Source organism: Variovorax davisae (genome assembly GCF_030316845.1).
GTDB classification, from domain to species: domain Bacteria; phylum Pseudomonadota; class Gammaproteobacteria; order Burkholderiales; family Burkholderiaceae_C; genus Variovorax; species Variovorax davisae.
Genome location: NZ_JASZYS010000008.1, coordinates 275,844 through 297,343 on the forward strand (window position 1 = coordinate 275,844; position 21,500 = coordinate 297,343).

Below are 21,500 nucleotides of genomic sequence, written 5' to 3' on the forward strand. Positions count from 1 at the left end.
CCATGGGACGCCAATGGTTCGCCGCCGTCCTGTTCGGCCTCGTCGCCGCCGCGAGCTGGGCGGTCGCCGCACAGCCCTATCCAGCCCACCCGGTGAAACTGGTCATCCCGGTTCCGCCCGGTGGCAGCGCGGACGTGGTCGGGCGCCTGCTGGCCAACGCGGTGGCGGCGGAGCTGGGCCAGCCGGTCATCGTCGACAACCGCGCCGGCGCCGCCGGCAGCGTGGGAACGGCGTCGGCGCTGAAGGCGCCGGCCGACGGCTACACGCTGGTCCAGTGCAGCATCGGCAGCTGCGCCATCAATCCGAGCCTGTACAAGAACGTCGGCTACGACCTGCAGAAGGACATGGCGCCGGTGATCCTGCTGGGCTCGTCGATCAATGTGCTCACGGTCAACAACGATGCGGGCATCCTCAGCGTGAAGGACCTGATCGACCAGGCCAGGCGCAAGCCCCTGGCCTACGCGTCTTCGGGCGTGGGCGCGTCCAACCACCTCGCCGCCGAGTTGCTCAAGAAGATGGCGGGCATCGAGATGACGCATGTGCCGTACAAGGGATCGGGGCCGGCCATCACCGACCTCATCGGCGGCCAGGTCCCGGTGTTCTTCGACAACGAGCCTTCCATCCTGCCCTTCATCAAGCAGGGCAAGGTGCGCGCGCTGGCGGTGACGGGCAAGACACGCTCGGCCAACCTGCCGGACGTCCCGACGATGGAAGAACTGGGCTTTGCCGGCTTCGTCATCGAGCCGTGGTACGCCTTCGCGGCCCCGGCGGGCACGCCCGAGCCGGCGATCCGGCGGCTCAATACCGCCTTCGACAACGCGCTGCATCAACCGGCGGTGCGCGACAGGCTGGTCGCGATGGGCATCACCCCGGCGGGCGGCCCGCCCGAGGTGCTCGGCCGCCTGATCCGCAGCGAATACACGCGCTGGGCGGAGTTGATCCGCGCGCAGGGCATCAAGGGAGACTGAGGGACGCCGCAGCGCTGCCCTGTTGTTCGACGGCAAACAACCGCCACTCGCCGGGAATCCCCTTCAGGCGCTGCATTCCCCGGTCCTGAAACGCCAGTCCGGAGCCGGCCACCAGGTCCCTGACGGTGCTCGACACCAGCACTTCACCGGTCTGCGCATGGGTCGCCACGCGCGCGCCGGTATGCACGGCGATGCCCGCCACCTTGCCGCCCATCACTTCGCATTCCCCGGTGTGCAGCCCGGCACGGATCTCGAGCCCCAGCGCGCGCACCTCGCGCGAGATGGCGCAGGCGCAGCGCACCGCGCGCGCCGGCCCGTCGAAGGTGGCGAGGAAGCCGTCGCCCGCGGTGTCGATCTCGCGGCCCCGAAAGTGCTCCAGCTCGCGCCGAACCAATGCGTGGTGACTCTCGAGCAGGTCGTGCCAGCTGCGATCGCCGAGGACGGCGGCGCGTTCGGTCGCCTTCACGATGTCGGTGAACATGACGGTGACCAGCAGCCGGTCGGGTTCGGCGCCGAGTCGAGTCCCGGTGAGGAACTCCTCGATCTCGTCGAGGATGACGTCGCTGTCGCAGCCCCACGGCACGTGGTCGATGCCGTTCAACTCGACCAGCTTCGCGCCCGCGATGCGCTCGTGCATGTACTGGCTGGCGCCGAAATCGATGACGCGATCGTTTCGGCTGTGCAAGAGCAGCGTGGGCACGCGCACGGCGGACAGCACATGGCGGATGTCGATCTCCATGTTCATGCGCAACAGCGTGGCCGCGGCCGCCGGGCTCGCACTGGAGCGCAGCCAGCGCCCCCACCATTGACGGCATCGCTCGTCGCGGACCTGGCTCGGCCAGCGTGCCTCCATGCCGACGTCGCCGCCCCAGGCACGTTCCACCTCGTCGGCAAAGGCGAGCGACTGCTCCCTCGTCGGGCCCCAGGGGTAGTCGGGCGCCCTGGTGCGCCTCGCGAAAGCGCCGCCCATGATGAGCGCCGTCGCGCGCGCCGGGTAGGTGGCGGCGAACAGCGCGCACATCGCGCCGCCCTCCGAGTAGCCGAACAGCGCCGCGCGCTCAGAGCCGACGGCGTCCATCACGGCGCGCACGTCGTCCATGCGAACCTCGAGGCTGGGCATGTTGTTGACGCGGTCCGACAGGCCCGTCCCCCGCTTGTCGAACAGGATCAGCCGGGAGAACGAGGCCAGCCGCGCGAACATCCGCGCCAGCACCGGCTCTTCCCAGAAGACATCGAGGTTCGAGACCCACCCCGGCACCAGCACCAGGTCGCGTGGACCGTTGCCGACCGTCTGGTAGGCGATGTTGACGCCACCGCTCTTCGCGTATTGGGTCGTGGGCAGCATGGAGGTTGCGCTGAAAGCGCCGATCTTCCGGCGCTTTGAAGCTTGCCATAAATCGAAGCGTCGCGCGACCCTGCACGACGGCCGGGGCGGCCTGCGAAGGCCGTTAGTCGACCTTGACGTTCGCCTCCCTGATCCGCTCGAGCTGGACCCGGCCGCTGGCCGTGGCCCAGCGGTGGAAGTCGGCCGGCGAGGCCGAGGGCGCGGCTTCGTTGCCGGTGCCCAGCAGCTTCTCCTGCACCTGGGGATCGGCCAGCGCCCGGGTGGCGGCGGCGAACAGCTTCTCGCTCACGTCCCGGGGCAGGTTGGCCGGCCCGAACAGGCCGAACCAGAACGTGAAGTCGAAGCCGGGCAGGCCCTGCGACGCCAGGGTCGGCATGCCGGGCGCCACCGCAGAGGGCTGGGCGGTGGTCACGCCGAGCATCTTCACCACCTCCTGCTTGCCCAGCGGCAGCACCGAGGCGGCCGTGCCGAAGGACAGGTCGACGTCGCCCGCCGCGACCGCCTGCAAGGCCGGCGCGCCGCCCTTGAACGGGATGTGGGCCATGGGCGCGCCGATCGCCCTTTCGAAGGACGTGGCCGCCAGGTGCGGCGAGCCGCCGATGCCGGAGGACGAATAGTTGAGCTTGCCGGGGTTGGCCCTGACCTTGGCGACCAGTTCGCCGAGGCTGTTGACGCCCAGCTTCGGGTTGACCGCCAGCACCAGCGGCGAGATGGTCAGCAGCGTGATCGGCGTGAAGTCGGCCGCCGTGTACTTCACCTTGTAGAGATGCTGGTCGATGCCGTAGAGCGTGCCGGTCGCCAGCCCCAGCGTGTAGCCGTCGGCCGGCGCGCGCCACAGCAGCGTCGAGGCGAGCGTGCTGCCGGCGCCGGGCTTGTTGTCGACCAGGATCGGCTGCCCGAGTTCCTTGCCCATGGCGTCGGCCACGATGCGCGCGATGAAATCGGCCGCGCCGGCCGGCGAGTAGCCGATGACGAGGCGGATCGGCTTGCTCGGATAGGTCTGGGCCTGCGCGCCGGCCATGCAGGCGAGGGCCGCCAGCGCGGCGAGAAGGATCTTGGTCGTCATCTTGTCTCCTGGTGCGGGCCCTATCGGCCCGTGAATCGCGGCGCGCGCTTCTCGGACCACGCGGCCTGGCCTTCGCGCAGGTCGTCGGAGTCGATCGCGCGCCGCATGTCGTCCTGCAGTTCGGCCACGTTCAGCACGCCGCGGCCGATGCGGTTGAGGTGGCGCTTCATGCCCAGCAGGGCGATCGGCGCCATGCCGGCACAGGTGGCCGCGAGACGCGCCGCGGCCGCCTCCAGCTCGCCGGCCTGCACCAGTTGCGTGAGGAAGCCGATGGCCTTCATTTCCTCGGCGCCGATCTTCTCGGCGGTCAGGAACAGCCGCTTCGCGTTGTCCAGGCCCAGCCGGCTCACGTACCTTTCGAGTCCGCGCTGGTAGAAGTGCAGGCCCAGCCGCGCGGCCGGCATGAACATGTCGGCGCCGGGCACGCCGAGCCGGAAGTCGCAGGCCAGCGCGAAGTCGGTGGCGCCGCCGTACACACCGCCGTGGACCAGCGCGATGGTCACCGGCCGGGCGTCTTCGAGGGCATCGACCACCTCCTCGAAGTTCACCGAGCGTGCCGCGCCGATGCGCGAGATGTCGTAGCCGCTGCAGAAGTACTTGCCTTCGCCGCGAAGCTGCAGCACCAGCACCTCGGGCGTGGCGTTGAGCGTGGCGATGTGCGCGGCCAGGGTCGCGAGGTCCTCCGGGCTCAGGCGGTTGGCCTGTTCGGGGCGGCGCAGCGTGATGGTAGCGACGGCGCCGCTCACTGAAAGTTCGGGGGTGCTCATGTCAGCGTCCATGGAATTGGGGCTTGCGCTTCTCGAGGAAGGCGCGGCGGCCTTCCTTGTAGTCTTCGCTGTCGAAGCAGCGGTCGACCGCCGCGGCCACCTCGCGCGCGTCCGCGGCCGCCGAGTATTGCTCGAAGAGGCGCACCGCGGACTTGGCGGCGAGCACGGTCAACGGGGCGTTGGCCGCCACGGACGCGGCGTAGGCGCGCACCCGTTCTTCCAGGTCCGCGGCATCGACCGTGAAGTTGACCAGGCCGATGCGCAGCGCCTCGTCGGCGGCGAGGAAGCGGGCGCTGAAGAGCATGTCCTTGGCCGCCGACGGGCCCACCACGCGCGCGAGCGCCGCGAGGCCGTCGTAGTCGTAGCCCAGGCCGAGTTTGGCGGCCGGGATGCCGAAGCTGGCGTTCGTGCTCGCGAAGCGCAGGTCCGCGCCCAGGGCCAGCGCCAGTCCGCCGCCGATGCAGAAGCCTTCGATCATCGCGATCAGCGGCTTGCCGAGCCGCGAGAGGCCGGCATGGGCGCGCGCCGCGATCTCGCCATAGCTCTTCTTCTGCTCGGCGTTGGCGCGGTGCTGCTCGAACTCGGAGATGTCGGCGCCGGCCGCGAAGGACTTGCCGCCCGCCCCGCGCATCACCACCACGCGCACCTCGGCGTCCTGCTGGAAGGCCTCGGCGGCATCGCCCAGGCCCTGCCACATCTCGAGCGACATCGCATTGCGTCGCTCGGGGTTGTTGAAGGTGATCCAGCCCACGCCGTCCTCTACCGCAGCGATGATCCTGGCCGTCGCCAGGGGCAGCGACCGGGCGCTCACTCGACCGCTCCTTCGCTCTTCATCGCCGAGATCTCGTCGGCGCCGTAGCCCAGCTCGGCCAGCAGGGCGTCGGTCTGCTCGCCGGGGTCGGGCGCTGCATGATGAAAATACTCGGGATGCGGAAAGGCCGACAGATTGATCGGCGAGCGGATCAGGTTGACTTCGCCGAGCACCGGGTGCTTGGCCGGGCGCGTCATGCGCAGGTGCTTGACCTGCAGGTCCTCGAAGGCCTGGCCGATGTTGTAGACCGGACCGCAGGGCACGCCGGCCGGATTCAGCTTCGCGACCAGTTCCGCGACCGTGAACCGGCGCGTCACTTCGTTGACCGCGGCGTCGAGCTGGCGCCGATGCGCCACCCGCGACTCGAAGCTCTGGTAGTCCGCGTCCTGATGCAGCGCGTGCGCGCCCAGCGCCTCGCAGAAGCCGGCCCACATGTACTGCGTGCTGGCGCAGATGTTGACCTGGCCGTCGCTGGCGTCGAAGGTGCTCATCGGCACCTGGGTCGGATGCGCGTTGCCTTCCTGCACCGGGATGTCGCCAGCCACCGTGTAGCGTGCGCCCTGGAAGTCGAGCTTGTTCAGCATGCCCTCGATCAGCGAGGTATGGACCCATTGGCCTTCGCCGCTGCGCTCGCGGTGCAGCAGCGCCAGCAGGATGCCCTGGCCCAGGAACATGCCCGCAGTGGTGTCGGAGATCGCGATGCCGGTGCGCACGGCGCCGCGCCCGGGCTCGCCGGTCACCGAGCTCAGGCCCGACATCCCTTGCACGATCTGGTCCACGCCCGGGCGGTCGCTGTAGGGGCCGTCCTGGCCGAAGCCCGAGATGCTCGCGAGGATGATCCGCGGGTTGAGTTCCTTCAACTGCTCGTAGCCCAGGCCCAGGCGCGTCTTGACGTCCGAGCGGAAATTCTCGGCCACCACGTCGCTGCGCTCGATCAGGCGGCGCAGCACCCGGGCGCCTTGCGGCGTCTTGAGGTCCAGGCAGAGGCTGCGCTTGTTGCGGTGCAGGTTCTGCTCGTCCGGGCCGCGTCGGCGGCCCGTGACGGAGCCCCGGTCCTTGCGCGCGGGCGGCTCGACCCGCGTCACGTCGGCGCCCCAGTCGGCCAGCAGGCGCACGGCGGTCGGGCCGGCCCGCGCGATGGTCAGGTCGAGGACCTTGAAGCCCGAGAGCGGGAGCGGCGAAGGCGCGGAAGTCGACATGGAAGCCTTGGGAGAAAAGTGAAGAGAAAGGAGAGGGGCGGAGCGCCCCGCACGTCAGTGCGCCGCCCAGTACGCACGAAAGGACTTGCGCGGGTCGTCCTGCGTGCGCGTGCGGCTGCTGTCGCCCTCGAAGACCAGCGTGCTGCGCTGCCCGGCCGTGTAGGGCGCCCAGCGCGGCGTGCGGGCGTTGTTCGGGTCGCCGCTGGCCGCGAACGCGACCCAGGCGCCGGCCAGCTGGTCGGCCAGGCGCACGCTCTCGGCGCTCGGCCCGTTCAGGCCGTGGCGGATGTCGTGCAGGCTGGGGCCGATGTCGGTGCCGTGCGGCGCGCCGTAGCGCCCGCCGTAGGCCGGGCTCGGGATCTTCCAGAGGTAGCTGTAGGCCGGCGCCGCACCGGCCGCGGCCTTGCGCGCCGCCTGCACCTGCGCGGTGCGGCGAAAGGTCATGTCGGTGTCGATCCGCGCCTGCAGCACGTAGGGCGAAGCCGCGGGGTCCTCGTCGCGGTACATCGCGACCAGCTGGCGGCCGTCCGCGCCCACGCGCGCCTGCGCGAACTTGAGCAGGCCCGCCTCGTCGAGGTCGAAATTGACCATGCGGTAAGCGCGCTCGTCGAGCACCGTGCTCACGATCATCGGCACTTCGGCCGACAGGGCCGGGGCATCGGGATCGAAGGGATGGCGCGCGATGGCGCTGCCGTCGAGCACCGGCGAGAAGGCGCGCGGCGCCTCGCCCTTGGCGCGGTCGGCGTTCTCCAGGGTCACTTGCGCGGCCAGCAGGGTCTGCATCGGCAGGGCCTGCAGCTGGCGCAGGGGGTCCTTGCCGAGGCCGAGCGCAGCGACGAATTCGCTCGCCGCCTGGCGCGAGGCGTCCTGCGTGGTCACGCGCAGGGCCGAGCCGCTCATCACGCCCGCGCGGTGGAACAGTCCGCGCGCCGAAGGCATCGCCATCAGCACGCTGGTCTTCAGGCCGCCGCCCGACTGGCCGAACACCAGCACGCGCTGCGGGTCGCCCCCGAAGGCCGCGATGTTCTGCTGGATCCAGCCCAGCGCCGCCACGATGTCGAGCATGCCCACCGTGCCGGAGCGGGCGGCGTCGCTGCCGCCGAGCTCCGACAGGTCGAGGAAGCCGAAGGATCCCAGACGGTGGTTGAGCGTGACCACCACCGCATCGCCGAAGCGCGCCAGCATCTCGCCGTCGAACTGGGGCGAATTGCCCGAGCCCGCGTAGTAGCCGCCGCCGTGCAGGTGGACCATGACCGGCCGCCTGGCGCCGGACGAGGGCGAGGCCGAAGGCGTCCAGATGTTCATCACCAGGCAGTCCTCGCCCATGCCGCCGGGCTGCAGGTCGTACATGATGAGGTCGGCGTAGGCGCGCCGCCGGTCGGCCGGCAGCTGCGGCGCGTAGTTGCCGTAGGCCGTGGCGTCGCGCACGCCGGCCCAGCGCACCACCGGCGCGGGCGGCATGAAGCGGTTCGCGCCCGCGGTATCGGCGCCGTAATGCACGCCCTTGAACACCGCGATGCCGCCCGACATCAGTCCGCGCAGGCGGCCGTTGGAGGTCTCGACGATCGGGAATATCTCGTTCTCGGTCATGGCGCGGGCGCCCTGGGCGCACCACAGGGCGCCGGTGGCCGCGGCGGCGCCCAGAAGGCTGCGGCGGCGAATGGCATGGGGGTCTTTCTGCATGGTTGCGGTCTCCGTCCTGTGGGTTTGTTCTTCAGCTCACGAGCGCCACGCCGCGCGGGTCGATCGAGAGCAGCGATTCGTGGCCGATGTCGAGCACGCTCGACGGCGGTGCATGGACCTTCAGTTCGTCGCCGCCGCCGGCCGGACGCACCAGGTAGTCCCAGTACTCGCCCAGGTAGGTCCGGGCCAGCACCGACACCGCGCCCATCGGCAGCGCGCCGCTGCCCGCCGGGCCCAGGAACAGCGACTGCGGCCGGATCGACACGCGGGCGGCGGCCGACGACGAGGCGCCTTCGACCGGCAGGGTGCCTGCCAGTCCGCGCAGCGCGATGCGCCCGTCGTGCAGCTGGGCTTCGACCAGGTTGGTCTGGCCGATGAAGCCGGCGACGAAGGGGGTGCGCGGCCGGTTGTAGAGGTTCCACGGCGTGTCGATCTGCTCCAGGCGCCCCTGGTGGATGACCGCGATGCGGTCCGAGATCGTCATCGCCTCGGTCTGGTCGTGCGTGACGTAGACCGTCGTGAAATGGAACTCGTCGTGCAGGCGGCGGATCTCGCCGGCCATCTCCTCGCGCAGGTTGGCGTCGAGGTTCGACAGCGGCTCGTCGAGCAGCAGCACTTCGGGCCTGACCACCATCGCGCGCGCGAGCGCCACGCGCTGCTGCTGGCCGCCCGAGAGCTCGGCCGGGTAGCGCTGCGCCAGCGCGCCGAGCTTGACCACGTCGAGGATCTCGGCCACGCGGCGCCGGCATTCGTCGGCCGCCACGCGCCGCACGTTCAGGCCGAAGCCCACGTTCTCGGCCACCGTCATGTTGGGCCAGATGGCGTAGCTCTGGAAGATCATCGACATGCCGCGGTGCTCGGGCGGCACGGTGCGACCGGCGCCCGAAATCTGCTGGCCGTCGATCGCGATCGATCCCGCGCTGAGCTCGATGAAGCCGGCGATCATGCGCAGGGTGGTCGTCTTGCCGCAGCCCGAGGGGCCCAGCAGGGTGACCAGCTCGCCCTTGCGCAGCTGCAGGCTCAGGTCTTCGACCACCGGCACCGCGCCGTACTGCTTGCGCACGTTCTTGAGTTCGAGTTTGGACATGGGAATTGCCTTTCAGGCGCGGCGCAGCATGAAGTCGCGGCCCGCGATGCGCATGCCGATGCCGACCACCAGCGTGACGATGACCACCAGCACCACGCCCATCGCGGCGAGGCTTTCGTAGTTGCCCTGCTCGCTGAGGTCGAGCGTGAGCACCGAGACCACGCGCGAGGCCGGTCCGGTGAGGAAGACGGCGGTCGACAGTTCCTTGGTGCAGATGACGAAGACCAGGATGAAGACCCCCACCAGCGACTTCTTGAGCAGCGGCACCACCACCCGGCCCAGCACCGTGAGGCGACCGCCGCCCAGGATGCGCACCGCTTCCTCGAGCTCGGGGTTGAGCGATCGGATCGAGGCCGCGCTGGCCGTCACCGCGATCGGCAGGAAGCGGGTGGTGAAGGCGACCACGATCAGCGCGCCGGTGCCGTAGAGCGAGAAGGGCGGCCCGGCATAGGCGGCATAGAGGCCGATCGCCAGGATCAGCCCGGGCACCGCCACCGGCGCCAGCGCGAGGAACTGGATCAGCGTCGGGAAGGGCGTGATCCGTCGCTGCGTGGCGTAGGCCACGCAGACCCCCATCGCGACGCACACCAGGGCGGTCGCGGCGGAATAGCTCACGGTGTTCAGCAGCGCCGAGCGCACCGTGAGCTGCTCGAAGAAGATGTTGTGGAAATTGGCGAGCGTGAGGTTGCCGGCGCCGATGCCGCGGCCCCAGGCCTTCGACAGCGAAGCCAGCACCAGGATGATCATCGGCATCACGACGGTCAGCACCGACACCAGCACCGAGTAGCCCAGCAGCAGCCACTTCCAGGCGCCGATGTCGAAGGGCCGGCGCTCGCCGCCCTTGCCCGACACCGAGACGAAGCCCTTGCGCGCGAGCAGGCGGCGCTGCAGGTAGAGCATCAGCACCGTCAGCGCCAGGATCGGCATCGAGAAGGCGGCCGCCTGCTCGACCTTCAGCGGGTACTCGAAGAAGGACACCAGCTGCGTGGTCGCCAGGTTGATGCCGGCGGGAATGGCGATCAGCGCGGGCGTGCCGTAGAGCGCGACCGACTCGAGGAAGATCAGGATCGCGGCGCCGACGATCGAGGGCATGACCAGCGGCAGCGTCACGCGGGCCAGGGTGCGGAACTTGCCGGCGCCGTGGATCGCCGCCGCGTCTTCCAGTTCGGTCGACACCAGGTCGAGCGCCGACTTGGTGAAGACGTAGATCAGCGGGTAGGTGTAGAGCGCGATCACGAAGGCCAGGCCCCAGAAGCTGAAGATGTTGAAGGGCCCCTTGTCCACGCCCAGCGCCTCGGCCCAGAGCCGGTTGAGCCAGCCGGCGTTGGGCCCGGCCAGCAGGATCCAGGCGATGGCGCCCAGGAAGTTCGGCATCACGAAGGCGGCCAGCACGCTCACATGCGTGAAGCCGCGCCCGGGCATGTTGGTGCGCGAGACCGCCAGCGCCAGCGGCACCCCGAGCGCGAGCGCCAGCGCCGTCACGGCCAGGCCCAGGTAGAGCGAGTTGAGCAGCGCCTGCAGGTGCCGCCCACGCCCCAGCGCCGCGGCATAGCTGGCGAGCGACAGCGACCCGTCGGCCGCATGGAAGCTTTCCCAGACCAGCCGCAGGATGGGATTGGCGACCAGCCCGACGAGCAGCAGGACCAGGCCGCCGAAGAGCCAGAGCGAGGGGTCGGCCAGCCGGCTCGGCACGCGGATGCCGGCCGGCGAGGCGGCGAGCGCGGCAGTCATCCTCGTTTCAGACACCGAAGGCGTCCTTCCAGAGCTCGATGACCTGCGGCAGCTGCTCGACCGACTCCTTGGCGGTCGGACGCAGCACCGTCTTGACGTCGCCGAGGCCGAGCACGCCCGGCAGCGACTTGGCGCCGGCGCGCTTGGGGATGCCGTACAGCTCGCGCGCGATGCGCTCGGTGTCCTCGCTGACCAGCAGCCATTCCATGAACAGCCTGGAGGCGTTGGGATGCGGTGCGTTGGCCATGATGGCCGAGGGCGAGAGCATCAGCGAGGTGCCTTCCCTGGGCGCCACGACCGCCAGCGGATTGCCCTTCGACGCCATCAGGGCCGCGAGGTTGATCGGTCCCGCCGAGATCGAGCGCTCGCCCGAATTGACCGTGGTGACCGTGTCGATGATCGAGCGGCCGACCTGCGGCTTGTTGTCGGCCAGCTTCTTGAACCAGCCGTCGCCGTAGAGCTTGCGCATCTCGATCCCCCAGGCGCCGACGAAGCCGCTGAAGCCCGGGTGGCCGACCGACGCCAGGCCGCGCCACTTGGGATCGACCAGGTCGGCCCAGCTGGTGGGCGCCTCCGCGGGCTTGACCTTGTTCGTGTTGTAGATCAGCCCGACCATCGCGACGCTGGCCACGTGGTAGTAGCCGTCGGGGTCGATGTTCTGCAGCCGGCTGTCCATCAGCGCCGCCGATGAAGGCGTGTAGCGGGTCAGCAGCTTGCGCGACTTGAGATCCACGTAGTGGCCGATGTCGGTGGAGGAGAAGACATCGCAGTTGGCGGTGCCGGCCTTCAGGTCCTGGTTGAGGCGCTGGAATGCGACCTGGGCGGTGGTGCGCACCACGTTCACCTTGATGCCCGGATAGCGGGCCGTGAAGGCGCGGGCCATGTTCTCCGCATCCTCGGAGGGCAGGAACACGATGTACCAGGTCAGCTCGCCTTCCTTCTTCGCGGCCTCGTGCAGGGCGGCGAGATTCGCCGGTGCCGGCTGCTGCGCGCCGGCCCAGGGCGCGGCCGCCAGGGCGGCGGCGAAGCTGCCGAACTGTCTTCTGCTGAGGCTCATTGGGGTCTCCGGTGCTTGGAATTTGACAGGCCGCGAGTGTATTGATGGCTCGACAAAAAATGCAAATAGGGTTTATCTGTATACGGATGAACTTCATCGAAGTACGCCGCAAACCTAGAATGCGCAGGCCTTCCACCCTTCATCCCACGCATGCAAAGCACCGCGATCCATATCCACAGGCACGGTGACCCGGGCGTCCTCGAACGCGTCCAGGTCGAACTCGGGCCGCCGGCGCCCGGCGAAGTGCAGATCCGCCAGACCGCGATCGGTCTCAACTTCGCCGACATCTACCAGCGCAAGGGCGCGCACGGCCCGCACGGTGGCGAGCCCTTCCCGATCACGCTCGGCTCGCAAGGCGCGGGCGTGGTGCAGGCGCTGGGGGAGGGCGTCGACCTGCTGCGCGTGGGCCAGCCGGTGGCGTACTTCCAGCCCGGCGCCTACCAGGCGATCCGCAACGTGCATGCCTCGCGCGTGATCCCGCTGCCCGAGGGCTTCTCGCAGGAAGTGGCCGGCGCCAGCCTGCTGCGCGGCCTCACGGCCGAGTACCTGCTGCGCCGGCTCTACGTGGTGAAGCCGGGCGACGCGGTGCTGGTCCATGCGGCCGCCGGCGGCATGGGCGTGATCCTCTCCCAATGGGCGCGCGCGCTCGGCGCCACCGTGATCGGCACGGTTGGCTCCGAGGAAAAGGTGGCCGTGGCGCAGGCCCACGGCTGCCATCACGTGATCGACTACCGGCGCGAGGACTTCGTCGCCCGGACCCTGGAGCTGACCGCAGGCGCGGGCGTCGCCGTGGTCTACGACGCCGTGGGCAAGGACGTCTTCGTGCCCTCGCTCGGCTGCCTGAAGACGCTCGGCATGGCGATCAACTACGGCACTGCCTCCGGCGACGTCGAGGGCTTCGACCTGCAGTTGCTTCACGCGCGCTCGCTCAGCGTGTCCAGACCCACGCTGCGCAGCTTCATCGCCGACCCCGCGGACCTGCGCCGCTCGGCCGCGGCGCTGTTCGAGGCGGTGCAGTCCGGCGCCGTCCGGCTGGAGGTCAAGCACCGCTACGCGCTGGCCGACGTCCAGCGCGCCCATCGGGAGCTCGAAGGCCGGCTGACCACCGGCGCGCCCGTGCTCGTTCCCTGAAACCCATCGGCAACCGACCCATGAAACTCTTCCACGGATGGCTTTCCAGCGCCTCGCGCCGCGTGCGGCTCTGCCTCGCGGAAAAAGCGCTGCCTTATGAAAGCATTCCGATCGACATGAGCCGGCAGGAGCATCACGCGCCCGGGTTCCTGGCGATGAACCCCAATGGCGTGGTGCCGGCGCTGCTGATCGGCCCGGGCCGCTCGCTCTACGAGAGCTCGACCATCTGCGAGTACCTGGACGAGCTTCATCCGCAGCCGCCGCTGCGCCCCTCGGACCCCTACGAGCGCGCCGTGATGCGCAACTTCGTGCGCTGGACCGACGAGAAGTCGCTGCCCAACCTGCTGATCCTGAACTGGAGCATCGCACTGCAGCCCGGCGCCAGCCAGTGGAGCGATGCCCAGCTGCAGGAGAAGCTGGCCCGCATCCCCACGGCCGAGCGCCGCGAGGCCTGGACCCGGATCGCGCGCCAGCCGTATACCGAGGAAGAGAAGGCGGCGGCACTCGGCAAGCTGCTGCAGCTGGTCGACAAGATGGAGCAGATGCTGGCCGCATCGAACTGGCTGGTCGGCGATCGCTATTCGCTCGCCGACATCGCGGCGGTGCCCTTCATCGCGCGCATCGACGAGATCGCGCCGCAGGCGCTGGGCGCCGACCTGCATCCGCGCGTGCATGCCTGGTGGGCCGCGGTGCGGCAGCGCCCGGCCTTCGCCGAGGCGCGCTTCGACCGCTTCGACGACGCGCTGCGGGCGCGGCAGAGAGAAAGCGCGGCCGGTGCCTAGGATGCATGTGCATGCATATTCAACCGGCCTTCTTGCGTATTCGGACGGCCTTGCTGCGTGTCCGGCGCGATTAAGATAGTGGCAGGAGTCCCCCATGGCCAGTTCCCCCCGCATCAACCTGAGCGACAAGATCCGCGAAGCCCTCGAGGCCGAGATCGTCTCAGGCAAGCTCGACGCCGGTTCGCGCATCGACGAGCAGGAACTGATGGACCGCTTCGCGGTCTCTCGCACGCCGGCGCGCGAGGCGATCCTGCAACTGATGTCGGCGGGTCTGGTCACCACGCTGCCGCGCCAGGGCGCGGTGGTCGCGACGCTGTCGCTGCCCGAATACATCGCGATGCTCGAGATCCTCATGGAACTCGAGGGCCTGGCGGCGCGGCTGGCCGCGCGGCGCATGCCGGCGGCGCAGCGCAAGCAGCTGCAGGAAGCCCATGGCGCCTGCCAGCGGGCCGCGGCCCAGGACGACGCCGAGGCCTACGGCCAGGCCAATCGGGTCTTCCACGAGATCATCTACGACGGCAGCCTCAACGAAGTGCTGGCGCGGCAGCTGCGCTCGATGCGCCTGCGCATGCGGCATCCGCAGCGGGCCCTGTTCGACCGCCCCAACCGCATCCGCAACTCGCTCGCCGAGCACCAGACCCTCCTGGAGGCCATCGTGGCCGGCGATGAGGACGCGGCCTACCGAGCGATGACCGGCCACATCTCGAGCGGCGGCAATGTCTATGCCGACGCCATCGCGAGCATGCCGGCCGGCAGGGCGCTGGCCGCACCCCGGAAGCCCGAAGCGCCAGCCGCGCCGCCGGCCGGCCGGCGGCGGGCGGTCGAGAAGGCCTAGCAGCTGCCGACCAGCGCCGGGGCGCGACTGGCAAACCGGACAAAGCCCTGGGCGCTTCCCGCAGGTCGACGGCCCGCCCTGCACTGCGCGACCGATGGCGACCGTGCGCCCATCAGCGCATTGAGATCCAACCGCACGAATCTCGTCTCTCCGCGCCGGAAGAGCGCGTCCAGCCGGCGGATGATCTGGGTCGCCCGTTGGTCCTCGGTGATGTGGCGAGGACATCTTCGAGGCGCTGGAGCGACGCGTGGACGGCGGGCGACGGGACGAGCGGCCTTCCCATCCTAGCGGACAGCGGCAGCTTCCCTGCGCATTCTGCCCCTGCGTGGTGCCGACTGCACCAAAGGACAGTAGCCGGAATTCGGTGCCGCTCGTATTCTGGGAAGGCGCCGATCGCGACGCGCGGACCGATTCATCAGCCACCGCCATGACCATTCAGGAAATGATCATGCTCGCCGCGCAGGCGAGCATCGTGATCACCGTCTTCGGCTACGGCCTGGACGCCACCCTCGACGACGTGCTGTACGTGGTGCGCCGTCCCCTGTGCTTCCTGCGTTCCTTCGTGGCGATGTTCCTGGTCATGCCGCTGCTGGCCATCGCGCTCGACCTGGCCTTCGACCTGCGGCGCGAGATCGAGGTGGCACTGGTGGCGCTGTCGCTGTCGCCGGTGCCGCCCTTGTTGATGAAGAAGGAGGGCAAGGCCGGAGGACGGCAGTCCTACGGCCTGGGCCTGCTGGTGACGATGGGGGTGCTGTCGGTCCTGGTCACGCCGCTCGGCGTGATGCTAATGGCGCAAGCCTTCGGCCGCCAGTTCGAGATGCCCCTCGGCGCCATCGCGCTGGTGATCCTGAAGGCGGTGCTGCTGCCGCTGGCTGCCGGCATGGGGGTACAGGCCCTGCTGCCGCGGGTGGCCGCCCGCATCGCCCGCCCGGCCGCCATCATCGGCACCGTCCTGCTGGCCGTCGTCGCGCTGCTGATCGTGTTCGCCAGCCGGCACGCGATCCTGGCGCTGTTCGGCAACGGCACCATCGTGGCGCTGGTCGGCTTCATCGTCGCCGGGCTGGCCGCCGGCCACTGGCTGGGCGGGCCCGACGCGAAGGATCGCGTGGTGCTCGCGCTGTCGACCGCGTCGCGCCATCCGGGCATCGCGCTGGCGCTGGCGACCATCAACTTTCCGAACGAGCCCGGCGTGACGGCGGCGATCCTGCTCTACCTGCTGGTGAACGTGGTGGTGTCGATGGTCTACGTGACCTGGCAGCGCAAGCGCATCGGCTCGCCGGCCCCTGCCTGAGCTTCAGAACCCGCTCTCGCGCAGCAGCACCGCGAACACGCGGGTCAGTCCCTCGCCCAGCAGGCTGCGCCGCGCGGCCTCGATCTGCAGGTGGCCCCGGGTTTCGCGCAAGGCCGGCGGTGGCGCTTCGAGCTGCACCAGCACATGGAACAGCGCCGGCGTCGGCACCAGCGCCTCGCCGTGCGGCGCGACGCCGAGCGGCCCGCCGAAGCGCGACGCCAGCGCCGCGTGCTCGAGCTGGTTGATGCGGGTGCTGCCGACGTCGATCACGCGGCCCTCGATCGGCGTGGGCTGCCCTTCGGGGTAGAAGCGCAGCCTGCCCCCCGGCGCCAGGCGCTGCACCTCGTCCTGCCGCACATAGGCATCGACCTGCCAGCGCGACGGATCGACCAGCACGCCGATCAGTTCGCGGCTGCCGATCCACTGGCCGCCGCGCCGCTCGGGATCGAGGTCCAGCCACTGGCCCGCGAACGGCGCCTGCAACTGCAGCCGCGCCATCTCGGCGCGGGCCGCGCGCGCCTGCTCGACCTGCACGCCGAGCCGCTGGCGGATGCCGGCCTGCCGCTCGAGGCCGGAAGGGTCGGCGATCAGTCCGGCCAGGCGTTCCTGGTAGCCGCGGATGCTGGCCTCGTTGGCCTGCGAGCGGGCCATGATGTCCGGCTCGTCGAGCACGGCCAGCGTCTCGCCCGCCCGCACCGGGCCCGCGGGGCGGACCTGCTGCAGCAGGGCCGGGTAGGGCGCAAAGACGCGCATCTGCATTTCGGCGCGCGCCAGCCCGACGGCATGGACCTGCGTGCGCCAGGGCACGGCCAGCAGCAGCAGCAGGCCGAGCAGCACGGCGCCGAGCAGCAGCCGGCGCCCGGGCACCACTTCCCTGCGCCGCGCCCACCAGTGCCTGAGTTCGCGCCACACCGGCATCGCGATGAACCACGCGATCTCGACTGCGAACAGGAGGATCCCGAGCGCCTTGAAGAAGAACAGGTAGACCGCCACCGCGATGCCGAGGAAGACCACCAGGCGATAGAGCCAGGTGAGCATCGCGAAGGCCACCAATAGCCGCCGGCGCGGCGGCGCGAAATCCTCCGGCCAGGGCTCGGGCAGGCCCAGCAGCGTGCGTCGCAGCGCGACCCGGGCCAGGGCCGAGGAGCGCTCGTGCAGGTTCGGCAAGTCCAGCAGGTCCGACAGGATGAAGTAGCCGTCGAAGCGCATGAAGGGGCTGGCATTGAGCGCCAGCGACAACACCCAGCTGGTGGTCGCGAGGTACAGCAGCGCATTGCGCAGCGGCCCCGGGTCCGAGAGCGCCCAGCCCAGCGTCGCCAGGCCGGCGAGCCCGAGCTCGGTGAGGATGCCGGCCGAGGCGATCGCCAGCCGCTGGCGCGCGCTCGGCAGCTTCCAGCTTTCGCCGGTGTCGGTGTAGAGCATCGGCCACATGACGACGAAAGCCACGCCCATGTGGGCCACGCGCAGGCCGAGCCGCGTCGCCACCAGCGCATGCCCGAGCTCGTGGAGCGTCTTGGCGACGATCAGCGCCAGCGCAAAACTCAGCAGTCCTTCGGTCGTGAAGGATTCCACCACCGCGCTCGCGAAGCTGTCCCACTGGTGCAGCACCATCACGATGCCGGCCAGGCTCAGCAGGATCACGGCCCAGGCCATGAACGGATGGAACAGCCAGTCGAGATGGCCCGCGACGCGGCCCAGCAGCCGCTGCGGACGCAGCAGCGGAATGCGGAAGAACAGGTAGTGGTGCAGCCACCAGCGCCAGCTGGTCCAGCGCCGCGACGGGCTGCCGTTCTGCAGCCGCGCGATGCCTTCGGGGCCGGGTCGCAGCAGCTGGTTCTGCTCGAGAAAGCGACGGAAGTCGAGCACCTGCCCCACCTCCGGCCGGAGCGCCGTCTGGGCCGCGATCTGGCGGCTGATCTGGCGCGGCGACTGCTCCCAGCGCAGCAGGCATTCGAACTCGAGCCAGCCGATCCGGTAGAAGCGATTGAGCACGGTGTCCTGGATCACCCAGGCCGGATCGCCGCGCAGGCCCGGCGCGGCCTCGCGCAGCCGCAGGTCCTCGCGCAGCGGCGGGGTCGGCCGGTCGGCGGCGTCGTCGTTCACCATCCGGTCCAGGCGCGCAGCGCAGCCAGCGGCCGGCGCAGCAGGTAGTAGCCCAGCACCACGCGCTCGCCCTGCAGCTTGGCCGTGCCATGCAGGCCGAGCCGCGCGTGGGCCGGCGTGCCCTCGATGCTGGCCAGCAGGCGGTACGAGGCCACGCCTTCGTCGCTGGTCCTGGCCTGGTAGCTGGTCTCGAGGATGCGGCCGTGCAGGGGGTCGAGCGGGTGGGCGGTGAGGAACAGCGTCACGGGGGCGCCGGGCTCGATCGCGATGGCGTCGGCGACCGGCAGCTGCACGCGCATGCCGGGCTGCGTCGGGTCGGCCACGTGCAGGATGCGCTCGCCGGTCACCACCGGCTTGCCGAGCCAGTCGTCCGGGTCGCTGAAGACCGCCACCCCGGCCCGCGGCGACAGCACCTGGGTGCGCTTGAGCTGCGCCTCGACCGCCGCCAGCTCGGCCCGGCGCTGCCGCGCCTGGGCGCCCAGCAGGGTCAGCTCGTTCTTGCTCTGCGGATTGTCGAAGGCGCGCTGGCTGGCGGCCTGCAGCTCGGCGTCGGCCACCGCGACTTCCTTGCCGAGCACGTCGGCGCGATTGCGCAGCGTGGTCTCGTCGAGCAGGAACAGCGGCGTGCCCACGTCGACCGCCTGGTTGGGCCGCACCTGCATGCGCTGGATCACGCCGTCGATCGGCGAACTCACGACCTGGGCGTTCATCGACACCACCTCGGCCGGCGCCAGCGTGGTCTGGCTGACCGGCAGCAGCAGCAGGGCCGCCAGCACGGCCAGCCCGATCAGCCATTGGCTGCGGCTCGGCCGCCAGCGCGGCAGCCGCCGCCGCGCCGCGAACGCGGCCCAGCAGTGCGCCCAGGTCTGCCAGACGCCCTGCAGCAGCCCGCGCAGCTGTTCGGCCGGCGGCTGGTCGAGCAGGAAGACCAGCAGCCCCAGCCGATGGCCTTCGCGGTCGTGCATCGGGATGCACCAGAGACCCGCGGGCCACCATTCGGCCCAGCCTTCGGCGATGTCGTCGGGCAGCGCCAGGGCGTCGCGCGCCAGCCAGCGCGGCTGGCCGTCCGGCAACTGCGTCGACAGCCAGCGGCCGGCGCGTTTCAGCCAGACCAGGTAGGGCGAGTCCTCGGTCGGCCGGGCCAGGCCCGAGACGCACAGCAGCGACAAGCGGTCGCCCTGCTGCGCCAGCACCAACGCCTGGCGGAAGCGCAGCAGCGGATGCAGGTCGTTGGCCATCGAGAACCCGAGTGCCTCCAGCGTCGGCGCCGCCAGTGCGCGATCGCGCAGCGCGCTCAGGCTGGCCAGCCACTGGAGGTGCGCCGAGGGTTCGGTCACGGGCCAGTCGTGAAGCGGGCGATGCCGCTCATGCCCGGAATCAGTTCGGGATGCTCGGCGTCGAGGCGCGCCTCCAGCTCGACGGTCTGCGCCACCGCGTCGACCCGGGCGTTGATCGCGCTGACCTGCGCCGCATAGCTCTTGCCGGTTTCGTCGATGCCGACCGTGAGCGGCGTGCCGGGCTTGAGACGCGCAAGCAGCTTCGAGGGCACGTTGAGCCGCACCTTGAGCGGCCCGTCGCTCACCAGCTCGAACATCGGCGTGCCGGCGCTCACGGTCTGGTGCGGCTTCGCGAGCACCTTGGCGATGCGGCCGCCGAAGGGTGCGCGCACCTGGCAGTAGCCGGTCTGCGTGCGCGCCAGGGTCAGGGCGCCCTCGGTCTTCTCGACCTCGGTGGTCGCCATCAGCACTTCGAGGTCGCCGGCGGCGTTGAGCTTTTGCAGGTTGCGCTTGGCATCGAGGTTCTGGCGCGCCATGTTGAGCTCCGCGCCGGCCACCTTGGCACGCGCCTGCGTCTCGGTGCAGATGAACTGGGCGAGCAGGGCATTCTTCGCCACCTTCTGGCCCAGCTCGGCCTGCAGCTCGCCAATGGTGCCGTTCATCTGGCTCGACAGCGTGGTCTCGGTGCGCGCCACCAGCAGCACGCGGATCGCGCCCGGGTCGTCCGCCGGGCCGGACGCGTTGCGTGCATCGGCGGCCCAGCCGGTGGGCCACGCCCCGAGCGCGGCGGCGGCCAGCAGCGCCCGCAAGGCGCGATCAAGGCTTGGCGGCGGCATCAGTCTTGTCCTCGTTGCTGGCCAGCAGGCCGCGCTGGCCGTTGATCGTGCGTTCGATCTCCGCCGCCAGCGTGCGCACGTCGTTCTTGTCGATGGCCTCGGGCAGCACGTCGAAGCCGATCGAGTTGTAGAGCCGGCCCTGCGCCGCCTGGGCGTTCGAGTAGGCGGCCTCCCGCTGGTAGCGCGACAGCAGCATGCGGCCTTCGGCGCGGATCAGCTCCAGCTCGGTGCCGACCGAGGCGCTGCGCGCGGACTGCGCATACTCGAGCAGCCGCTGGTCGACCCGCAGGCTTTCGTCGGCGAAGGCCACCTCCTGGCGCGCCAGCTGGTAGCGCAGGTAGCCGACCCGCACCTGCGTCAGCACCGCCATCGACAGCGCGGTGCGCCGCGCCTCCGCGGTCTGGTTCTGGCTCTGCTGCGCGGCATTGAGCGAGGGCAGCTGCGCCAGCTTCAGCAGGTTGAACGAGACCTGCAGGCCGATCGCGTTCCAGGAGTTGTTGTAGAGGAAGATGTTGGAGTCGTACTGGTAGCCCACATTGAGGCTCACGTTGGGCCACAGCAGGGCCTTGGCGATCTTCAGGTCGTAGTCGTCGACCCGCATGCGGTACCACTCCTCCATGATCTCGGGCCGGTTCTCGAGCGACAGCTGCTCGAGGCGATCGACGTTGCGCGTGACCTCGGTCATCGGCGGCTCGGGCATGTCAGCCAGCACCATGCGGGTGCCGGGGGGCAGCGACATCAGCGCGACGAGTTCGGCCTGCGAGAACTCCAGGTCCTGGCGCCGCACCGTCAGCAGGTACACCGAGTCGAGCAGCGCGCGCTGGTAGGCCAGGATGTCCTGGCGCGGCAGCAGGCCCTGGGTCTCGGCCTCGCGGGCCGCCGCGAGTGCCTTGTGGGTGCGCTCCAGCAGGCCGTCGACCTGCGGCAGCAGGCGCTGCGCACCGAGCGCGCGCCAGTAGGCGTTGCGCACGTCCTGCAGCACGTTCTGCGCGACCTTGCGGCGGCGCTCGTTCGCCATCAGGATCTGGTCGGACTTCTGCTGCGTGCGGTAGTAGGCGACGCCGAAGTCGAGCAGGCTCCAGCTCAGGCCCAGGCCATAGAGATCGCGCTCGCGCTGCTCGGAGGTCGAGGCGCGCAGGCTGACCTGGCCGTCCTCGATGCCGACCGAGGTGCCGCCCGAATCGTTGCTGCGGTTGACGTAGCCGGCCGATGCCACCACGCGCGGCAGCATCTCGTAGCTGGCGACATCGCGCAGGTTCGAGGCCAGCGCGCCCTCCATCAGCTTCAGGCGGTAGTCGAGGTTGTACTTGAGGGCGCGCGCGGCCGCCTCGTAGAAGGTGATCGGAAGGGTCACCGGCTCCTGGTCGACGTACATGCGGACCTTGTCCTCGGTCACGCGCTTGCGCAGCTCCTCCTGGGTGTAGGGGCTCGGCTCGAGCGAGCCGCAGGCGCTCAGCAGCAGTACCGGCACCAGGGCGGCGGTCAGGCGCTTGAGTGGATTCCCTGCCATGTGTGATCCTTTGATCTTCGC

The 21,500-nt window shown here is 70.2% G+C and carries 18 protein-coding genes; 5 read left to right on the forward strand and 13 right to left on the reverse strand.

Going from position 1 to position 21,500, the window contains the following annotated elements; genetic code table 11:
* The first annotated feature begins 2 nt into the window (after window positions 1-2).
* Entirely contained in the window at window positions 3-968 is a 966-nt protein-coding gene (locus tag QTI33_RS20235; RefSeq protein ID WP_286508057.1) for a Bug family tripartite tricarboxylate transporter substrate binding protein, read from the forward strand.
* Here the strand turns inward: QTI33_RS20235 and QTI33_RS20240 are convergent.
* The 9 genes from QTI33_RS20240 to QTI33_RS20280 all read right to left on the reverse strand — a co-directional run bounded on the left by QTI33_RS20240 (window position 955) and on the right by QTI33_RS20280 (window position 11,714).
* Complete coding sequence (locus QTI33_RS20240) at window positions 955-2,313, reverse strand: adenylate/guanylate cyclase domain-containing protein (protein WP_286508058.1); 1,359 nt, start codon at window positions 2,311-2,313, stop codon at window positions 955-957. The genes QTI33_RS20235 and QTI33_RS20240 overlap by 14 nt on opposite strands.
* A gap of 103 nt (window positions 2,314-2,416) precedes the next feature.
* Window positions 2,417-3,379 carry a Bug family tripartite tricarboxylate transporter substrate binding protein gene (locus QTI33_RS20245; protein ID WP_286508059.1) on the reverse strand — a complete coding sequence of 321 codons (963 nt, stop codon included), beginning with the start codon at window positions 3,377-3,379 and terminating at the stop codon, window positions 2,417-2,419.
* Window positions 3,380-3,399: 20 nt separating this feature from the next.
* Window positions 3,400-4,146, reverse strand: a complete 747-nt coding sequence (locus QTI33_RS20250; RefSeq protein WP_286508060.1) for an enoyl-CoA hydratase/isomerase family protein — start codon at window positions 4,144-4,146, stop codon at window positions 3,400-3,402.
* A gap of 1 nt (window position 4,147) precedes the next feature.
* Window positions 4,148-4,957, reverse strand: coding sequence for an enoyl-CoA hydratase (locus QTI33_RS20255; RefSeq protein ID WP_286508061.1), 810 nt, complete (start codon window positions 4,955-4,957; stop codon window positions 4,148-4,150).
* Complete coding sequence (locus tag QTI33_RS20260; RefSeq protein ID WP_286508062.1) at window positions 4,954-6,156, reverse strand: CaiB/BaiF CoA transferase family protein; 1,203 nt, start codon at window positions 6,154-6,156, stop codon at window positions 4,954-4,956. Before QTI33_RS20260 ends, QTI33_RS20255 begins: the two co-directional genes overlap by 4 nt.
* 54 nt (window positions 6,157-6,210) lie before the next feature.
* Complete coding sequence (locus QTI33_RS20265; RefSeq protein ID WP_286508063.1) at window positions 6,211-7,839, reverse strand: carboxylesterase/lipase family protein; 1,629 nt, start codon at window positions 7,837-7,839, stop codon at window positions 6,211-6,213.
* A gap of 31 nt (window positions 7,840-7,870) precedes the next feature.
* Window positions 7,871-8,926, reverse strand: a complete 1,056-nt coding sequence (locus QTI33_RS20270) for an ABC transporter ATP-binding protein (RefSeq protein WP_286508064.1) — start codon at window positions 8,924-8,926, stop codon at window positions 7,871-7,873.
* Window positions 8,927-8,938: 12 nt separating this feature from the next.
* Entirely contained in the window at window positions 8,939-10,657 is a 1,719-nt protein-coding gene (locus QTI33_RS20275) for an ABC transporter permease (protein ID WP_286508065.1), read from the reverse strand.
* A gap of 7 nt (window positions 10,658-10,664) precedes the next feature.
* Window positions 10,665-11,714 (reverse strand): ABC transporter substrate-binding protein, encoded by a 1,050-nt coding sequence (locus QTI33_RS20280; protein ID WP_286508066.1) that lies wholly within the window; start codon window positions 11,712-11,714, stop codon window positions 10,665-10,667.
* Window positions 11,715-11,864: 150 nt separating this feature from the next.
* On the opposite strand from QTI33_RS20280, the gene QTI33_RS20285 reads away from it, so the two are divergent.
* From QTI33_RS20285 to QTI33_RS20300, 4 genes are all read left to right on the forward strand, one after another.
* Window positions 11,865-12,845 (forward strand): quinone oxidoreductase family protein, encoded by a 981-nt coding sequence (locus tag QTI33_RS20285; RefSeq protein WP_286508067.1) that lies wholly within the window; start codon window positions 11,865-11,867, stop codon window positions 12,843-12,845.
* A 20-nt stretch (window positions 12,846-12,865) separates the two neighbouring features.
* Window positions 12,866-13,627, forward strand: a complete 762-nt coding sequence (locus tag QTI33_RS20290; RefSeq protein ID WP_286508068.1) for a glutathione S-transferase family protein — start codon at window positions 12,866-12,868, stop codon at window positions 13,625-13,627.
* Window positions 13,628-13,721: 94 nt separating this feature from the next.
* Complete coding sequence (locus tag QTI33_RS20295; RefSeq protein WP_286508069.1) at window positions 13,722-14,462, forward strand: GntR family transcriptional regulator; 741 nt, start codon at window positions 13,722-13,724, stop codon at window positions 14,460-14,462.
* A 427-nt stretch (window positions 14,463-14,889) separates the two neighbouring features.
* Window positions 14,890-15,753, forward strand: coding sequence for a bile acid:sodium symporter family protein (locus tag QTI33_RS20300; protein ID WP_286508070.1), 864 nt, complete (start codon window positions 14,890-14,892; stop codon window positions 15,751-15,753).
* Between the two features lie 3 nt (window positions 15,754-15,756).
* Here QTI33_RS20300 and QTI33_RS20305 read toward each other — a convergent pair whose 3' ends face one another.
* Genes QTI33_RS20305 through QTI33_RS20320 form a run of 4 tightly spaced genes read right to left on the reverse strand, consistent with a single transcriptional unit; the run spans window position 15,757 to window position 21,479 of the window.
* Window positions 15,757-17,859: a site-2 protease family protein gene (locus QTI33_RS20305; protein WP_286508071.1), complete on the reverse strand. Its 2,103-nt coding sequence runs from the start codon at window positions 17,857-17,859 to the stop codon at window positions 15,757-15,759.
* The gene (locus tag QTI33_RS20310) at window positions 17,853-19,193 is read right to left on the reverse strand and encodes an efflux RND transporter periplasmic adaptor subunit (RefSeq protein ID WP_286508072.1); all 1,341 of its coding nucleotides are present in this window, start codon (window positions 19,191-19,193) and stop codon (window positions 17,853-17,855) included. Before QTI33_RS20310 ends, QTI33_RS20305 begins: the two co-directional genes overlap by 7 nt.
* Entirely contained in the window at window positions 19,190-19,969 is a 780-nt protein-coding gene (locus QTI33_RS20315; RefSeq protein WP_286508073.1) for an efflux RND transporter periplasmic adaptor subunit, read from the reverse strand. Before QTI33_RS20315 ends, QTI33_RS20310 begins: the two co-directional genes overlap by 4 nt.
* Entirely contained in the window at window positions 19,950-21,479 is a 1,530-nt protein-coding gene (locus QTI33_RS20320) for a TolC family protein (RefSeq protein ID WP_286508074.1), read from the reverse strand. The genes QTI33_RS20315 and QTI33_RS20320 overlap by 20 nt, the downstream gene beginning before the upstream one ends.
* Window positions 21,480-21,500: the final 21 nt, after the last annotated feature.

Excerpts from the sequence above, each read along its gene's own strand:
- QTI33_RS20235 (WP_286508057.1), top strand. The coding sequence starts at position 3 with ATGGGACGCCAATGGTTCGCCGCCGTCCTGTTCGGCCTCGTCGCCGCC.
- QTI33_RS20240 (WP_286508058.1), bottom strand. The coding sequence starts at position 2,313 with ATGCTGCCCACGACCCAATACGCGAAGAGCGGTGGCGTCAACATCGCC.
- QTI33_RS20245 (WP_286508059.1), bottom strand. The coding sequence starts at position 3,379 with ATGACGACCAAGATCCTTCTCGCCGCGCTGGCGGCCCTCGCCTGCATG.
- QTI33_RS20250 (WP_286508060.1), bottom strand. The coding sequence starts at position 4,146 with ATGAGCACCCCCGAACTTTCAGTGAGCGGCGCCGTCGCTACCATCACG.
- QTI33_RS20260 (WP_286508062.1), bottom strand. The coding sequence starts at position 6,156 with ATGTCGACTTCCGCGCCTTCGCCGCTCCCGCTCTCGGGCTTCAAGGTC.
- QTI33_RS20265 (WP_286508063.1), bottom strand. The coding sequence starts at position 7,839 with ATGCAGAAAGACCCCCATGCCATTCGCCGCCGCAGCCTTCTGGGCGCC.
- QTI33_RS20270 (WP_286508064.1), bottom strand. The coding sequence starts at position 8,926 with ATGTCCAAACTCGAACTCAAGAACGTGCGCAAGCAGTACGGCGCGGTG.
- QTI33_RS20275 (WP_286508065.1), bottom strand. The coding sequence starts at position 10,657 with ATGACTGCCGCGCTCGCCGCCTCGCCGGCCGGCATCCGCGTGCCGAGC.
- QTI33_RS20280 (WP_286508066.1), bottom strand. The coding sequence starts at position 11,714 with ATGAGCCTCAGCAGAAGACAGTTCGGCAGCTTCGCCGCCGCCCTGGCG.
- QTI33_RS20285 (WP_286508067.1), top strand. The coding sequence starts at position 11,865 with ATGCAAAGCACCGCGATCCATATCCACAGGCACGGTGACCCGGGCGTC.
- QTI33_RS20290 (WP_286508068.1), top strand. The coding sequence starts at position 12,866 with ATGAAACTCTTCCACGGATGGCTTTCCAGCGCCTCGCGCCGCGTGCGG.
- QTI33_RS20295 (WP_286508069.1), top strand. The coding sequence starts at position 13,722 with ATGGCCAGTTCCCCCCGCATCAACCTGAGCGACAAGATCCGCGAAGCC.
- QTI33_RS20300 (WP_286508070.1), top strand. The coding sequence starts at position 14,890 with ATGACCATTCAGGAAATGATCATGCTCGCCGCGCAGGCGAGCATCGTG.
- QTI33_RS20305 (WP_286508071.1), bottom strand. The coding sequence starts at position 17,859 with ATGGTGAACGACGACGCCGCCGACCGGCCGACCCCGCCGCTGCGCGAG.
- QTI33_RS20315 (WP_286508073.1), bottom strand. The coding sequence starts at position 19,969 with ATGCCGCCGCCAAGCCTTGATCGCGCCTTGCGGGCGCTGCTGGCCGCC.
- QTI33_RS20320 (WP_286508074.1), bottom strand. The coding sequence starts at position 21,479 with ATGGCAGGGAATCCACTCAAGCGCCTGACCGCCGCCCTGGTGCCGGTA.